The organism is Variovorax boronicumulans NBRC 103145 (genome assembly GCF_001591345.1).
In the GTDB taxonomy this organism is placed as follows: Bacteria; Pseudomonadota; Gammaproteobacteria; order Burkholderiales; family Burkholderiaceae_C; genus Variovorax; species Variovorax boronicumulans.
The window spans coordinates 1-14,139 of sequence record NZ_BCUS01000145.1 but is presented as its reverse complement, the minus strand read 5'-3'; the positions used below and the strand labels follow the sequence as shown (position 1 = coordinate 14,139).

Below are 14,139 nucleotides of genomic sequence, written 5' to 3'. Positions count from 1 at the left end.
GGCGGCACGCGCGGCGCGCGGCGGCAGCGCGGCGATTTCTTCCGGCGTGAGGCGGCGCAGCTGGTAGCCCGAGGCCGCCACCTTCAACGCCACCCACTGGCCCGCGTGCGCCTTCAACACCGTGGCGGCATCGCGTACGTAGGCGTTCGGAATGCCCCAGCCCTTGGCCAGCAGGTTGACGTGCGACAGCGCCGTGGACGGCCGCTCGGTGAGCACGCCGGCCACCGGCGGCAGGTTGATCGGCACCTCGCGCAGCACGGCGATGTCGTCGGGCAGCAGCGCGTTCAGGCCCGAGGCGTCGTTCACGATGCGCACGCGGCCGGTGGCGGTGCCGAGGTTCATCGGCAGGAAGGGCTGCTCGCGGATCAGCGCCTCCTGGCTCACGAAGTCGATGCCGGCCTCCTTCGCGATGCGCTCGTGCAGCGTGGAGTTGGTCTTGAACTTCACCGGCGCGAAGAAGCTGGCCTTCACCTGTGCCTCGGCCTCGCGCAGCAATGGCACCGTGAGCCGGTCGCCTTCCCAGAACTCGTAGGTGAAGGTGCCGATGTTCTGCTGCCAGCTCAGCGTGCCGAACAGGAAGCGGCGGTCGGGCACGAGGTAGTTGCGGTCGATCTCGCGCTTGATCGTGTTCGGCGTGAGCCGCGTGTCGCGCAAGAAGCGCACATGCAGCTGGAAGCGCGGCGTGTCGATGTAGTGCATGCGCGCCGGCCTGGCCTGCCGGTCGATCGCGAACAGCACATGGGCCAGTTGCATCGGCGTGCCGGCGTCGTAGACGCGCGCCAGCGTGTCGAAATCGCCCTGGCTGCGCAGTGCCGGCAACGAGGCGGGAACGGCCGGGCGCGGCACGAGTTGCGCGGTCGGGCCTTCGGGCTGTGACTGGTTCTGCTGTTGGTAGTACGACGGCTTGCGCGCGAGCTGCGCGCCGGCCGGCGCGACGGCCGTCGCGCACAGCGCCAGGACCGGCAGCCACGCCAGCGCCGCGCCGTCCTTCTTCTGCCTGTTGGAATCGTTCTTCATGGGGCTCCCCCTTCATTGCCGACAACCGCGAATTCTCGCTGGCGGCCCGCCCCTTTTTTCTCGCGTCAGCCGCGCTACGTCGCCTGCGTCGACTGGCCGCATTGCGCGCAGAACTTCGCGCCGGGCGCCATCGCCGTGCCGCACTGCCGGCAGGCCGCGGGCAGCATCGACGTGCCGCATTGCTGGCAGAAGCGTGCACCGGCCGTGTTCACCGCGCGGCAGGCCGGGCAGGCGCTGCCGCCGGGTGGCGGCGGCGGTGCGTCGCGGCCATACCCATAGCCGCCTTGCGAACCGTGGTGCCCGCCACCACCGCCGTGGCGCGCGCCGCCATGTCCACCGAAGAGTCGTTCCAGCATGCCCATGTGTTTCTCCCTTGCGTCGTGCAACAGGCCAGTGGCAACGTCGCCGGTGGCGATGAATTCCCGCGGGCCTGACTGCAGTGGATTCCCTGAAGCAGCTTCAGGGTCAAGCGCCCTCGGCAAAGACCCTCGCAGGCCGCGGTGCTTCAAGGCCATGCCCGTGCGCGAAGCGCCGCCATCGCCCCACCGCTACAGTCGGCCGCAAGGAGCGTCTTTCTCATGCAACCATTCGATTTCGACCTCTTCGTCATTGGCGGCGGCAGCGGCGGCGTGCGCGCCGCGCGCATGGCGGCGCAGACCGGCGCGCGCGTCGCGCTGGCCGAGGCCGCCGAGCTCGGCGGCACCTGCGTCAACGTGGGCTGCATCCCGAAGAAGCTCTACAGCTATGCGGCCGGCTATGCCGAGTCGTTCGAGGAAGCCGAAGGCTACGGCTGGAAGCTCCCGTCGGCGCCGCAGTTCGACTGGGCGCACCTCAAGACCCAGCGCGCCAAGGAGATCAGCCGGCTCAACGGCATCTACGGTTCGCTGCTGAAGAACTCGGGCGTCACGCTCGTCACCGGCTGGGCCCAGCTGGTCGATGCGCACACGGTGGAAATCGAAGGCAGGCGCCACACCGCGCGCCACCTGCTGGTGGCCACTGGCGGCACGCCCTTCGTGCCCGAGATTCCGGGCCGCGAACACATCGTGACCTCCGACGCGATGTTCGACCTCGACCCGTTCCCCCAGCGCCTGCTGGTGGTGGGCGGCGGCTACATCGCCTGCGAGTTCGCGTCGATCTTCAACGGCCTGGGGTCCAAGGTGACGCAGCTGCACCGCCGCGCCCACCTGCTCACCGGCTTCGACGACGACGTGCGCCAGTTTCTGGCCAACGAGATGGGCAAGGCCGGCGTCGACGTGCGCCTGAACTGCGAGGCCTCGTCGATCGCGCGCGGCCCCGACGGCCTCGTGGTCACGCTCGCGCGCGGCCAGCAGATCGAGGCCGACACCGTGCTCTTCGCCACCGGCCGCGTGCCCAACACGCAGGGCCTCGGCCTCGAGGCGGCGGGCGTGAAGCTCGACGACAAGGGCGCCATCGCGGTCGACGCGCACTACCGCACCTCGGTGCCGTCGATCTACGCGGTGGGCGACGTGTCGACCCGCGTGCAGCTCACGCCCGTGGCGCTGGCCGAGGCGATGGTGGTGGTCGATGCGCTGTTCGGCAAGGGCAAGCGCGGCATGGACTACGAGTTCATTCCCACCGCCGTGTTCACCCATCCCAACATCGGCACCTGCGGCTACAGCGAGATCGACGCGCGCGCGAAGTTCGGCGAGGTCACCGTGTTCTCCAGCGAGTTCAAGTCGCTGCGCCACACCCTCTCGGGCCGCAGCGAGCGCACCTTCATGAAGCTCGTGGTCGACAAGAAGAGCGACCGTGTGGTGGGCCTGCACATGGTGGGCGCGGACGCGGGCGAGGTCGTGCAGGGCTTCGCGGTGGCGATGCGCGCGGGCGCGACGAAGGCGCTTTTCGACAGCACGATCGGCATCCACCCGACGGCTGCCGAAGAGTTCGTCACCATGCGCGAACCGATGCCCGGCTAGACGCCGGCCTGGGGCTGCTTGCCTTCCAGCAGCTTCACCATCACGAACAGCACCCGGTTCGCCGGCGTCGGCACGCCCAGCGCCTCGCCGCGCCGCACGACCAGCCCGTTGAGGTGGTCGATCTCGCTGCGCTTGCCGCGTGCGAGGTCCTGCGCGGTCGACGAATACTGCGAGGGCATCGATTGCGCGATGCCGCGCACCGCCGCGTCGACATCGCCCGGAATCACCACGCCCTCGGCCTTCGCCACCGCGAGGCATTCGGCGACCACGTCGCGGATCACGTCGGCCACGCCCGTGCCCTGCACGAGCTCGCCGTAGGGCAGCTGCGACACGGCCGACAGTGCGTTGTAGGCGCAGTTGAGCACCAGCTTGGCCCACAGCGCGCCGCGCACGTTGTCGGAAATCTGCGTGGGCACGCCCGCCGCGATCAACGCCCGCGCGACCTCGTCGCTGCGGCGCGAGGGCGCGATCACCAGCTCGCCGCGGCCGTGGTGCTTCACATGGCCCGGCCCCGCCATCTCGGTCGCCACGTAGACCACGGCGGCGGCCACGTCGTGCGACGGCAGCGCCGCGCGCACGCGCGCGTCGTTGTCGACGCCGTTCTGCAGCGTGAGCACCAGCGCGCCGGGCGCGAGGTGCGGCTGGATCTGCGCGGCGGCCGATTCGGTGTCGGTGGACTTCACGCAGAACAGCACGAGGTCGGCGCCCTGCACGGCGCCTGCCTCGGTGCTGGCCTCGAGGCGCACCTGTTCATCGGAGGCCTTGGTCTCCAGCCGCAGGCCGCTTGCGCGCACCGCCTCCACATGCGAAGGCCGGCCGATCAGCACGACTTCGTGGCCCGCGCGCGCCAGCATGGCGCCGTAGTAACAGCCGACCGCGCCGGCACCCATGACTGCGACTTTCATCGATTCGATTCCTTGGTTGTTCCGTGGCCAGAGCGTAACGAAGACGGCCGCTTCATGCCTCGGTCTCCACGCCGCGCGACTTCTGCCCTTCGTCCATGATCCATTCGCGAAACGCCGCGAAGGCCGGCAGGTCGAGGCGGTCGGGCCGGTAGCACAGGTAGTGGCCCTGGTCGACGCGCACCGGCGTGCCGCAGGGGCTCAGCAGCGCGCCTTCGGCCAGCTCTTCCTGCACCAGCAGTTTCGGCACGAGGCCGATGCCCAGCCCGTTGAGCGCCGCCTGGATCAGCGCCGAGTACTGCGCGAAGCGCGGGCCGGCCACGGTCTGCACCTCGGGCACGCCGTGCTGTGCGGCCCACTGGCGCCACGCGGTGGGCGCGCCCTCGTGGTGCAGCAAGGTGTGGCCGACGATGTCGATGGGCTGCACGAGGCGGTGGCGCCCCTCGACCAGCGCGCGCGCCACGATCAGCACGAACTCGCGCCCCGCGATGTATTCGGACACCACGCCGGGCCAGCCGTCGGGGCCGTAGCGGATGGCGGCATCGACGCCGGCCGGGATGCCGTCGCTGGGCTCCAGGTGGCGGCTGAAGCTCAGCATCACGTGGCGGCTTTTCTGGCTGAAGGCCGGCAGGCGCGGAATGAGCCATTTGGTGAGGAAGGTGGGCACGCTGGCCAGCGTGAGCAGGCCGGCGCCGGCATCGCCCGAGCGGGCCTCGAAGGTCGCGGTCTCGATGGCGCGCAGGCCGCCCGATATCTTCTGCCAGTACACGCGCCCCTGTGGCGTGAGCTGCACGCCGCGGCCGTTCTTCTGCAACAGCTCGCGGCCGAGGAACGCCTCGAGCCCCGCGATCTGCTTGCTGACGGCGCTCACGGTGATGCACAGGGCACCGGCCGCGAGCGTGATGCTCTGCTGGCGCGCCACGGCGTCGAAGGCCAGCAGTTCCTGGATGGTGGGGCAGTCGCGTTTCATGCTTGGCTCCAGTTGATGAAAGTCGTGTGAAAAACACTTGCCGATTGCTCAAGTGTCGTCATCCAACTTTCACCCATAAGTGTGCATCTGCTTCCTAGAATTCGCTGGAACGCGGCAATCCGCCGTGGGCAAAAAGTAGAGCATCCGGAAAGTATGCCGGGTGCGCAAGACCTTCGGAGACACCCTTTGATTCGCGGCATCTCGCTCGTCTACGGCCTGTACCTGCTGCTGCCCATCGCCCTGCTGGCGATCGGCAGCTTCGGCGGCAACTGGACCAACACGCTGCTGCCCACGGGCGTCACCGGGCAGTGGTATGTCGACCTGTGGCTGGACACCTCGTTCCGCAAGGCCTTCGTGAGCAGCCTCGTGGTGGCGATGGCGGCCTGCGCGATCAACACGGTGCTGGCGCTGCCGCTGGCCTATGCGCTGTACCACGGCGCGCGGCGCGGCAGCAGCATCGCGGCGCGCATCGTGAGCGCCACGCCGGTCGCGGTGCCGACCATCACGCTGGCCTTCGGCTACATGATCGTGTTCAACACCGACCTCGCACCGTGGCTGGGCTCGATGCCGCTGCTGATCGCGGCGCACGCGATCCTCACGCTGCCCTACCTCACCAACACGCTGCTCACCGACCTGCGCCACCTGGACCTCGGGCGGCTCGAGCAGGCGGCCGCCACGCTCGGCGCCTCGGGCTGGCAGCAGTTCACCGGCATCGTGCTGCCCAGCCTGCGCCAGAGCCTGATCAGCGGGCTGGTGATGGTGGCGGCCATCTCGGTGGGCGAATTCGGGCTGTCGAACCTGCTCACGAGCTTCCAGAACCGCACCTACCCGGTGGTGCTGCTGCAGGCCTTCTACGGCGCGACGGGCTTTGCCTGCGCGGCGACCGTCATCCTTCTCGTGCTGGCGAGCGCGTCGGCCCTTCTTTCTTCCTCCCTCGTGAAGCAGCGCGCGTAATTCCCATGAGCCTCCTCCTCGACAACGTCAGCTACAACTACCCCGGCAGCACGCACGGCCTGCACGACGTGTCGCTCGACGTGCGCACGGGCGAGCTCGTGGCGGTGATCGGGCCCAGCGGCTCGGGCAAGTCGACGCTGCTCAAGCTGGTGGCGGGGCTGGAGACCGGTCACACGGGCCGCATCGTGCTCGGCGGCGACGACATGTCGCGCACGCCGGTGCACCAGCGCCACATCGGCATGGTGTTCCAGAGCTACGCACTCTTTCCGCACCTGAGCGTGCTGGACAACGTGGCCTACGGGCTCAAGCTGCGCAAGGTGGACACGGCCCCGCGCCGCCAGCGCGCCCAGGAGCTGCTCGACATCGTCGGGCTGGGCGACCACGCACAGCGCGCCGTGGCGCAGCTCTCGGGCGGCCAGCAGCAGCGCGTGGCCCTGGCCCGCGCGCTCGCCATCGATCCGCGTGCGCTGCTGCTCGACGAACCGCTGTCGGCACTCGACGCCAGCGTGCGCGGCCACCTGCGCGACCAGATCCGCTCGATCCAGCAGCGCTTCAACGCGACCACGCTGCTGGTCACGCACGACCAGGAAGAAGCGCTGGTGATGGCCGACCGCGTGGCGATGCTGAAAGACGGCCGCCTGCTGCAGATCGCCACGCCGCGCGAGATCTACGAGCACCCCGCGAGCCGCGCAGTGGCCGAGTTCGTCGGGCTCTCGACCATCCTGCCCGCCAAGGTGGCGTCGCCGGGCCGGCTCGACATGGGCTTTGCCGAGCTCTTCGCCGAGACCGGCAACCGGCCCTTCGGCACGCCGGTGCATGTGCTGGTGCGGCCCGAACACATCCGCCCCGACCCGGCGCCCGACAGCGTGAACCGCCTGGCCGGCCGCACCGGCGCGCAGCGCTACCTGGGCGCGCTCACGCGCTACGACTTCGACGTGGCGGGCGCGGGCAAGCCCTTCCTCGCCGAGTCCGCCGCACCGGCGGCCGAAGCGATCGCCATCGCCCCCGAACACCTTCGCCTGCTCGACCACTGACCTTTCCTCTCAAGGAGCCCCCATGCAACGCAGACATCTGATCCAGGCCGCCGGCGCACTGCCCGTGCTGTCGCTCGCGCGCACCGCTTTCGCCTTCGACGGCCCCGAGCTCTACGCGGGCGAGAAGGCGCTGTACGCCGAAGCGCAGAAGGAAGGCCTGTGCGTCTCCTTCGACACCGGCCCCGAGTGGGCCAACTGGAAATCGCTGTTCCGCGACTTCAAGAAGCGCTACCCCGAGATCGAGCTGACCTACAACGACATCGGCTCGGCCGCCACCGTGGTCGCGCTCGAAAAAACCAAGCGCCGCCCGCAGGCCGACACCGCCTACTACTTCGCCGCCTCCGCCGTCGATGCCGCGAAGAAGGACGTGGTCGCGCCCTTCAAGCCCGTCAACTTCGACAAGCTGCCCGCCGTGTTCCGCGAGGCCGAGGGCCGCTGGTTCACCATCCACACGCTCAACATCGCCTTCCTCGTCAACAAGAAGCTGGTGAAGAACGTGCCCACCGGCTGGGCCGACCTGCTCAAGCCCGAGTTCAAGAGCACGGTGGTCTACCTCGACCCGCGCTCCACCGGCATCGGCCAGGTGCTGACCTTCGCCGCGGCGTACGCCAACGGCGGCAGCGTCGACAACGTGCAGCCTGGCACCGACTACCTGGGCAAGCTGCATGCGGCCGGCAACGTGCTGCGCGTGGAAGGCACCACGCCGTATGCCAAGTTCCTCAAGGGCGAGATCCCGGTGTGGATCAGCTACGAGAACGACGGCCTGAAGGCCAAGCACGTCGACGGCATGGGCGATGCGGTCGAGGTCGTGATCCCGAAGGAAGCCAGCGTGGCCGCGCCGTACGCCATCAGCCTCGTGAAGAACGGCCCGAACCCGAACGCCGGCAAGCTGTGGCTCAACTTCATCATGAGCGAGGCCGGCCAATCGCTGTTCGCGCAGGGCTTCGTGCGCCCTGCCGTGCCGGGCACGCCGCTCTCGGCCGATGTCGCGGCCAAGATGCCGGCCGCGCCGCAGATCAAGCCGCTGGACGTGGTGAAGGCCTCGGAGCGCAAGGCCGAGGTCGACAAGCTCTGGGCGCAGGCCGCGCTGGGCAAGTAAGAGGCCGTGATGCGACGCTTTGGCGCCTGGCCCGCGTGGGCCTTCATGGCGCTGTTCTTCGCGGTGCCGCTGGCGGCGCTGCTGCCCGAGGCCTTCGGCGAGGGCGGCAGTGCCTTCGGGCGGCTGTTCGGCAACCCGCTGTTCCTGGGCGCGCTGCGCAACACGCTGGGCCTGGGCCTGGCGGCGGGTGCGATCTCGGCGCTGGTGGGCACCTGCATCGCCATCGAACTGGCGCGCCAGCCCGAGGGCCGGCGCCAATGGATGATGACGCTGCTGGGCCTGCCGCTGGCGTTCTCGGGGCTGGTGATCGCCTACGGCTTCATCCTGGCGTTCGGGCGCGCGGGCTTCGTGACGCAGCTGCTCGCGGGCCTGGGCGCCGACCCGGCCGTGATCGGCAGCTGGATCTACAGCGTGTCGGGCCTGGGGCTGGCGTATGCCTACTACCTGATCCCGCGCGTGGCGCTGTCGCTGTACCCCGTGTTCGCCAACCTCGACCTGCGCCCGGCGCAGGCGGCGCGCACGCTGGGCGCGTCGAAGGCGCGCGCCTTCCGGGACACGGTGCTGCCCGAGGTGCTGCCCTCGGTGCTGTCGAACGCCTGCATGGTGGCCGCGATTGCCATGGGCACCTATGGCACGGCGCTGGCGCTGGTGGGCACGCAGCTGAACATCCTGCCGCTGATGCTGCTCGCGCAGGTGGGCGACGGCGGGTCCGATTTCGCGGTGGCGGCGGCCCTGTCGCTGGTGCTGATGGTGGTGTGTGTGGTCGTAATGGGAGTGGGCGATGTCTTTACACGAAGGCGCGAGCGCGGTGCTGTCGGCGCCGGTCACTGAGGCGCTGACGCGCCTGGCGCAACGGCAGTGGGGGCCGCAGCGCCACCGCCAGCCGGTGGCGATGCTCGGCCCGGGCGACGGCGGCCCGGCCGAATGCGAGGCCGCCTACGCGGTGGCGCATGCGCTGGCCGGCGCGGGCATGGCGGTGGTCTGCGGCGGGCGCGGCGGCGTGATGGCCGCGGCCTCGCGCGGCGCGGTGGAAGCCGGCGGCATCGCCGTGGGCATCCTGCCCGAGGACGACGACCGCCACGCCAACGAATGGCTCAGCGTGGCCATTCCCACCGGCATGGGCGAGATGCGCAACGGCATCATCGCGCGCAGCGGCGTGTGCCTGGTCGCCATCGGCGGCAACATGGGCACGCTGTCGGAGATGGCGATGGGGCTGAAATGGGGCAAGCCGGTGTTCGTGATGCACGGCGACGTCGCCCTGCCCGGCGCGGTGCAGGCCACGGACGTGGACGACATGCTGGCCAAGGTGCTGGCCTGCCTTTTGGACTGACCGTCTGGCCTCCCCATCGACACGGGCGCATTGCACAATGACGGCATGCCCTACATGCCCACCTTCGTCGCTCCCGCCCGCTTCACCGACGCCGCCGAGGCGCTCGACCAGGTCAAAGCCATCTACCAGGGCGGCCTCGCCCACCTGCGCGAATCGATGCTGCGCTTCGTCGCCGGCGAGGCGCTGCCGGGCCGGGTGCGGGCCTGCTACCCGTTCGTGCGGGTGCACACGCACACCGTCTCGCGCCACACGCCGCCGGCCAACGCCGGCCTGAGCTACGGCTTCGTGGCCGGCCCCGGCCGCTACGAGACCACGCTGACGCGGCCCGACCTGTTCTCGCGCTACTACCTCGACCAGTTCCGCCTGCTGCTGGAAAACCACCAGGTCGAGATCGAGGTGGGCACCAGCACGCAGCCCATTCCGATCCACTTCTCCTTCGCCGAGAACGACCACATCGAAGGCACCATGAGCGCCGAGCGCCGCGCCCTCATGCGCGACGTGTTCGACCTGCCCGACCTGGGCGCCATGGACGACGGCATTGCCAACGGCACCTTCGAGGCGCTGCCCGGCGAGCCGCAGCCGCTGTCGCTGTTCACGGCGGCGCGCGTCGACTACTCGCTGCACCGCCTGCGCCACTACACGGGCACGGCGCCCGAGTGGTTCCAGAACTTCGTGCTGTTCACCAACTACCAGTTCTACATCGACGAGTTCGTGCGCCTGGGCCACGAGGCCATGGCCGATGAGAACAGCGAGTACATCGCCTTCATCGAGCCCGGCAACGTGATCACGCGCCGGCGCGGGCTGGCCGCGGGCCACAGCGACACCTTCGCCCACCTGCTGGACGGCAGCCAGGGCACCGCGCCGCCGCGCCTGCCGCAGATGCCGGCCTACCACCTGGTGCGCGAGGACTACAGCGGCATCACCATGACCAACATCGGCGTCGGCCCGGCCAACGCCAAGACCATCACCGACCACATCGCCGTGCTGCGCCCGCACGCCTGGATGATGCTGGGCCACTGCGCCGGCCTGCGCAACACGCAGCAGCTGGGCGACTACGTGCTGGCCCACGCCTACGTGCGCGAGGACCATGTGCTCGACGAGGAGCTGCCGCTGTGGGTGCCGATTCCGGCGCTGTCGGAGATCCAGCTGGCGCTCGAGCAGGCGGTGGCCGACGTCACGAAGTGCGAGGGCCCCGACCTGAAGACGATCATGCGCACCGGCACCGTGGCCAGCACCGACAACCGCAACTGGGAGCTGCTGCCCGGCAACCAGCCGCAGCGCCGCTTCAGCCAGAGCCGCGCCGTGGCGCTGGACATGGAAAGCGCGACCATCGCGGCCAACGGCTTCCGCTTCCGGGTGCCCTACGGCACGCTGCTGTGCGTGAGCGACAAGCCGCTGCACGGCGAGATCAAGCTGCCCGGCATGGCCAACCACTTCTACCGCGAACGCGTGGAACAGCACCTGCGCATCGGCATGCGCGCCATCGAGATCCTGCGCCAGGAAGGCACCACCCGGCTGCACAGCCGCAAGCTGCGAAGCTTCGCGGAAGTGGCTTTCCAGTAGGCTCCGACGCCTTTCGCCCCTTTGTCCCCTCAGGGTTTCTCCCTGTGCGGGCGAGGGCGTGTTTGCCTTGTTTCGCGGACATCATTGGCTGTCACGTACACAACTGGAAACACGATGCGCCCGTCTTCGCCGCCTGCCGCCGCCCTTCCCCTGTCCCGCCGCCGCTTCGGCACCTGGCTGGCAGCCTCGGCCGCTGCCGCCGGTGCGGGCCAGGCCGCGCTGTGGGCCGGCAACGCCCGCGCGGCCGACGCGCCGCTGAGCAGCAAGCTGCGCATCGTCATTCCCGCCAACGAAGGCGGCGGCTGGGACCAGACCGGCCGCGCCCTCGGCGCCGCCCTGCTGGCCTCGGGCGCCGTGGGCACCGTCACCTACGAGAACATCGGCGGCAAGGGCGGCACCATCGGGCTGGCCAAGTACGTCGAGAAGTACGACGCCGACCCCGAGGCGCTGCTGGTCAGCGGCATGGTGATGGTCGGCGCGGTGGCGCTGCAAAAGCCCGCCGTCACGCTGGCGCATGTGTCGCCCGTGGCGCGCCTGACCAGCGACTACGAGGTGGTCGCCGTCAAGGCCGACTCGCCCATCAAGACCCCCAAGGACCTCATCGCCCAGCTGCGCGCCGATGCCGCCAACACGGTCATCGCGGGCGGCTCGGCCGGCGGCGTGGACCACATGTTCGCCGGCATGCTGGCGCGCGTGGCCGGCGCCTCGGCGTCGCTGAACTACCAGCCGCACCCGGGCGGCGCGCAGGTGGTCGAGGCGCTCGAGACGGGCAAGGCGGCGGTCGGCATCTCGGGCTACAGCGAGTTCGCCGAGAACATCGCCAACGGCAAGCTGCGCGCCATCGGCGTGTCGTCCAAGCACCCGTTCCAGGGGATCGCCTCGGTGCGCCAGCAGGGCGTGGACGCCGACCTGGCCAACTGGCGCGGCGTGATGACCGGCAAGAAGGTGCCGCCCTACCGCCGCGGCCAGCTGCTCGAGGCGGTGCAGCGCGCCACCACACACGACCTCTGGCAGAAGACCATCAAGCGCAACAACTGGGACCCGTACTGGATGGCGGGCAAGGACTTCGAGAGCTTTCTCGAACTCGACACGGCGATGGCCGGCCCGCTGATCTATCTGCTCAAGCTGAAAGCCTGAGCCTCGGGCCCGTGTGAGGGACCTTTCCTTCGCGATGCCTTCGCCTGGTCAGCACAGCCACCAGCGGCTGCAGTTCGTGGCAATGCGGAATATCCGCTTCGGTGAGATGCCGCCATTGGCGATGTACTCATAGGATGTCGCACCCTTGGCACCTTCCGCATTGAGCAGGGCCAGGAACTTGGTTTCGTCGCTGCCGCCCGTCGCATCATCGACCACGTAGTAGTAGTAACTCGTCGACGCGTTGTTCACCTTGACGTAGTAAGGGGTACCGCCGTTGAGGAAGAAGGGGATGAAGCCCTTGAGCCCCATCGCGTTGAGCTGGTCCAGCCGCTCCTGCAACGAAGACACACGGGGGGCCGGCGATTCGTAGGTGCAGACATCGCTGGCACCCTCCTGCCGCATCATGCGCGTCTCGAACACACCGCTCGCCAACCGGCAATAGCCTTGCGCACCCGCCGCGTTCAGGCGGCTCAGCGAGCCGCTGACGTCGGCGTCGATGGCGACCTTCATGTACCCATAGGTCGCCGTTTCCGCCGTGGGCTTTCCGTAGAGGGATCGCAGCGTGCCCTCACCGATGACCATGAACAACGCCATCGAGACGAAGCTGGCCGCGGAGTGGCCGTTGGGGGCCACCACCGTGTCCATCGACCAGAGGTAGGCATCGGTCGACGAAGCCCTGGTAAAGATGCCATTGCCTGTGTCGGGATAGAACGAGCCGGTGTAGTAGTAGCCAGCGAACGCCGGGCTGTTCAGCTGGTCCAGCACCAGCCCCCGGAAGCGCGGATCGAAGGGACTGATCTTGTCCTCGACCTTGCCCAGCTTGTAGGTGTAGGTGGTGACCGGGCCGGGCTGAGGACCGGTGATGGGCGCAGGGTCCGTGCCGGGTTGCGTGACAGGCCCGGCGGGAGGCGCCGCTTCCGTTCCGGGGTTTGCGCCCGGATCGCCGCCCGCACCGGATGCCGGCACTGCCGCCCCTGGCGGCATGGCGAGTCCGACGAGTCCACCCCCACTACCTCCGCCGCCGCCTCCACCGCCACATGCGCCTAGAACCACGCAGCACACGGCTGCCCACCACTTGGTTGCCACAGTTCCATCCTCCCGATTTGGTGCAGGATCATAAGTGGGCTGCGGCCCATCCGGTTTGGAGTTTTCCCGGTCAGGACACCGAGCTTCTTCGTGTGTCTCCGGCAGTCAGTTGAACAACTCCGGCATCTCCCGCTGCGCCTTCGGCGTCAGCGTGAGCGCGCGTCCGTCGAGCTCTTGCCGCACCCAACCGCGCCGCAGCGACAGCTGCAGCCACGCGGCGCCGAGCGCGCCGCCCAGGTGCGGGCGGCGTTCGCTCCAGTCGAGGCAGGCGCAGGCGAAGCGGCGGCGCGAGCGGCGCACGGCGTCGACCTCGACGCCCAGGCTCTCCAGCGCGATGGCGCCGTCGGGCGTGAGTTCGTACGAGCCGCTCGCAAGGCCGCTGAGCCAGCCCTGCGCATGCAGCCGGTCGTGCAGCGCGACACCCGCGGTGCCGGCCATGTGGTCGTAGCAGGTGCGGGCGCTGCGCAGGCGGCTTGGCGTGTTGGGTTGGAAGGCGGCCGCCGAGGGGCGCGGCGCGCCGGCCACGACCATGAGGCTTTCGAGCGCGGCGGCCACGTCGTCGCTGGCCAGGCGGAAGTAGCGGTGCTTGCCTTGCACGAGCACCTCGACCAGCCGCTCTTCCTTCAGGCGCGCGAGGTGCGCGCTCGCGGTCGAAGCGGCCACCTCGGCCACGGTGGCGAGCTCGGTGGCGGTGCGGGCGTGGCCGTCCATCAGGCAGTTCAGCATGCGGGCGCGCGCCGGCTCGGCGATGGCGCCGGCGAGGCGGGCGAGCTGGAAGTCGGAAGCGGTGGTGTCGTCCATGCGGGCATCCTAAGGCGGCGGCGCATCCCACACTTCGTTCGCGACCGAAGTGTGCCGGCGCCTGCGAACGCACACTGCGCGCCATGACTACCGCCACGCTCACTCATCCCGCCGACCCGGTCGCCGCCGCCACGCATGCCGACCCGTACCCCTACTACGCCACGCTGCGCGACGGCCCGCCGCTCGCGTGGCACGAGGGCCTGCGCGTGTGGGTCGCGAGCCGCGCCGATGTCGTGATGCAGGTGCTGCAGGCCCACGGCGCGCTGCGCGTGCGCCCCGCCGCCGAGCCCGTGCCGCGCGCGATCGTGG

General features: G+C 69.7%; 13 protein-coding genes and 2 pseudogenes. 9 read left to right on the top strand and 6 right to left on the bottom strand.

What is annotated here, in order from left to right:
• Both VBO01S_RS27740 and VBO01S_RS27735 read right to left on the bottom strand, forming a co-directional pair.
• Positions 1 to 1,017: pseudogene (locus VBO01S_RS27740) on the bottom strand (PEP/pyruvate-binding domain-containing protein); the annotation flags it as partial.
• Between the two features lie 74 nt (positions 1,018 to 1,091).
• The gene (locus VBO01S_RS27735) at positions 1,092 to 1,373 is read right to left on the bottom strand and encodes a double zinc ribbon domain-containing protein (protein ID WP_306301677.1); all 282 of its coding nucleotides are present in this window, start codon (positions 1,371 to 1,373) and stop codon (positions 1,092 to 1,094) included.
• A 222-nt stretch (positions 1,374 to 1,595) separates the two neighbouring features.
• Between VBO01S_RS27735 and gorA the strand changes: the two genes are divergently transcribed.
• Positions 1,596 to 2,954 carry a glutathione-disulfide reductase gene (gene gorA / locus VBO01S_RS27730; RefSeq protein ID WP_062481415.1) on the top strand — a complete coding sequence of 453 codons (1,359 nt, stop codon included), beginning with the start codon at positions 1,596 to 1,598 and terminating at the stop codon, positions 2,952 to 2,954.
• Here the strand turns inward: gorA and VBO01S_RS27725 are convergent.
• Positions 2,951 to 3,859, bottom strand: coding sequence for a ketopantoate reductase family protein (locus VBO01S_RS27725; RefSeq protein WP_062481414.1), 909 nt, complete (start codon positions 3,857 to 3,859; stop codon positions 2,951 to 2,953). The two genes, gorA and VBO01S_RS27725, sit on opposite strands and share 4 nt — an antisense overlap.
• 52 nt (positions 3,860 to 3,911) lie before the next feature.
• Positions 3,912 to 4,826 carry a LysR substrate-binding domain-containing protein gene (locus VBO01S_RS27720; RefSeq protein ID WP_062481411.1) on the bottom strand — a complete coding sequence of 305 codons (915 nt, stop codon included), beginning with the start codon at positions 4,824 to 4,826 and terminating at the stop codon, positions 3,912 to 3,914.
• 153 nt (positions 4,827 to 4,979) lie between these two features.
• Here VBO01S_RS27720 and VBO01S_RS27715 point away from each other — a divergent pair, with 153 nt between their 5' ends.
• The 7 genes from VBO01S_RS27715 to VBO01S_RS27685 all read left to right on the top strand — a co-directional run bounded on the left by VBO01S_RS27715 (position 4,980) and on the right by VBO01S_RS27685 (position 11,943).
• Positions 4,980 to 5,780, top strand: a complete 801-nt coding sequence (locus tag VBO01S_RS27715; protein WP_062481410.1) for an ABC transporter permease — start codon at positions 4,980 to 4,982, stop codon at positions 5,778 to 5,780.
• A 5-nt stretch (positions 5,781 to 5,785) separates the two neighbouring features.
• Positions 5,786 to 6,814 carry an ABC transporter ATP-binding protein gene (locus VBO01S_RS27710; RefSeq protein ID WP_062481408.1) on the top strand — a complete coding sequence of 343 codons (1,029 nt, stop codon included), beginning with the start codon at positions 5,786 to 5,788 and terminating at the stop codon, positions 6,812 to 6,814.
• Positions 6,815 to 6,836: 22 nt separating this feature from the next.
• A complete protein-coding gene (locus VBO01S_RS27705; RefSeq protein ID WP_062481407.1) occupies positions 6,837 to 7,913 on the top strand; it encodes an extracellular solute-binding protein in 1,077 nt (358 codons plus the stop codon).
• A gap of 9 nt (positions 7,914 to 7,922) precedes the next feature.
• Complete coding sequence (locus tag VBO01S_RS27700) at positions 7,923 to 8,744, top strand: ABC transporter permease (protein WP_062481405.1); 822 nt, start codon at positions 7,923 to 7,925, stop codon at positions 8,742 to 8,744.
• Positions 8,695 to 9,243 (top strand): TIGR00725 family protein, encoded by a 549-nt coding sequence (locus tag VBO01S_RS27695; RefSeq protein WP_062481403.1) that lies wholly within the window; start codon positions 8,695 to 8,697, stop codon positions 9,241 to 9,243. The genes VBO01S_RS27700 and VBO01S_RS27695 overlap by 50 nt, the downstream gene beginning before the upstream one ends.
• A 45-nt stretch (positions 9,244 to 9,288) precedes the next feature.
• Positions 9,289 to 10,806: an AMP nucleosidase gene (locus VBO01S_RS27690; protein ID WP_062481401.1), complete on the top strand. Its 1,518-nt coding sequence runs from the start codon at positions 9,289 to 9,291 to the stop codon at positions 10,804 to 10,806.
• 114 nt (positions 10,807 to 10,920) lie between these two features.
• Positions 10,921 to 11,943 carry a Bug family tripartite tricarboxylate transporter substrate binding protein gene (locus VBO01S_RS27685; protein ID WP_169805095.1) on the top strand — a complete coding sequence of 341 codons (1,023 nt, stop codon included), beginning with the start codon at positions 10,921 to 10,923 and terminating at the stop codon, positions 11,941 to 11,943.
• A gap of 48 nt (positions 11,944 to 11,991) precedes the next feature.
• On the opposite strand, the gene VBO01S_RS27680 is transcribed toward VBO01S_RS27685, so the two are convergent.
• Both VBO01S_RS27680 and VBO01S_RS27675 read right to left on the bottom strand, forming a co-directional pair.
• The gene (locus VBO01S_RS27680) at positions 11,992 to 12,927 is read right to left on the bottom strand and encodes a hypothetical protein (RefSeq protein ID WP_143599183.1); all 936 of its coding nucleotides are present in this window, start codon (positions 12,925 to 12,927) and stop codon (positions 11,992 to 11,994) included.
• A gap of 207 nt (positions 12,928 to 13,134) precedes the next feature.
• Positions 13,135 to 13,830, bottom strand: coding sequence for an ArsR/SmtB family transcription factor (locus VBO01S_RS27675; protein WP_062481397.1), 696 nt, complete (start codon positions 13,828 to 13,830; stop codon positions 13,135 to 13,137).
• An 83-nt stretch (positions 13,831 to 13,913) separates the two neighbouring features.
• On the opposite strand from VBO01S_RS27675, the pseudogene VBO01S_RS27670 reads away from it, so the two are divergent.
• Positions 13,914 to 14,139 (top strand): annotated as a pseudogene (locus tag VBO01S_RS27670) (hypothetical protein); the annotation flags it as partial.

Excerpts from the sequence above, each read along its gene's own strand:
- VBO01S_RS27735 (WP_306301677.1), bottom strand. The coding sequence starts at position 1,373 with ATGCTGGAACGACTCTTCGGTGGACATGGCGGCGCGCGCCACGGCGGT.
- gorA (WP_062481415.1), top strand. The coding sequence starts at position 1,596 with ATGCAACCATTCGATTTCGACCTCTTCGTCATTGGCGGCGGCAGCGGC.
- VBO01S_RS27725 (WP_062481414.1), bottom strand. The coding sequence starts at position 3,859 with ATGAAAGTCGCAGTCATGGGTGCCGGCGCGGTCGGCTGTTACTACGGC.
- VBO01S_RS27720 (WP_062481411.1), bottom strand. The coding sequence starts at position 4,826 with ATGAAACGCGACTGCCCCACCATCCAGGAACTGCTGGCCTTCGACGCC.
- VBO01S_RS27715 (WP_062481410.1), top strand. The coding sequence starts at position 4,980 with ATGCCGGGTGCGCAAGACCTTCGGAGACACCCTTTGATTCGCGGCATC.
- VBO01S_RS27710 (WP_062481408.1), top strand. The coding sequence starts at position 5,786 with ATGAGCCTCCTCCTCGACAACGTCAGCTACAACTACCCCGGCAGCACG.
- VBO01S_RS27705 (WP_062481407.1), top strand. The coding sequence starts at position 6,837 with ATGCAACGCAGACATCTGATCCAGGCCGCCGGCGCACTGCCCGTGCTG.
- VBO01S_RS27700 (WP_062481405.1), top strand. The coding sequence starts at position 7,923 with ATGCGACGCTTTGGCGCCTGGCCCGCGTGGGCCTTCATGGCGCTGTTC.
- VBO01S_RS27695 (WP_062481403.1), top strand. The coding sequence starts at position 8,695 with ATGTCTTTACACGAAGGCGCGAGCGCGGTGCTGTCGGCGCCGGTCACT.
- VBO01S_RS27690 (WP_062481401.1), top strand. The coding sequence starts at position 9,289 with ATGCCCTACATGCCCACCTTCGTCGCTCCCGCCCGCTTCACCGACGCC.
- VBO01S_RS27685 (WP_169805095.1), top strand. The coding sequence starts at position 10,921 with ATGCGCCCGTCTTCGCCGCCTGCCGCCGCCCTTCCCCTGTCCCGCCGC.
- VBO01S_RS27680 (WP_143599183.1), bottom strand. The coding sequence starts at position 12,927 with ATGCCGCCAGGGGCGGCAGTGCCGGCATCCGGTGCGGGCGGCGATCCG.
- VBO01S_RS27675 (WP_062481397.1), bottom strand. The coding sequence starts at position 13,830 with ATGGACGACACCACCGCTTCCGACTTCCAGCTCGCCCGCCTCGCCGGC.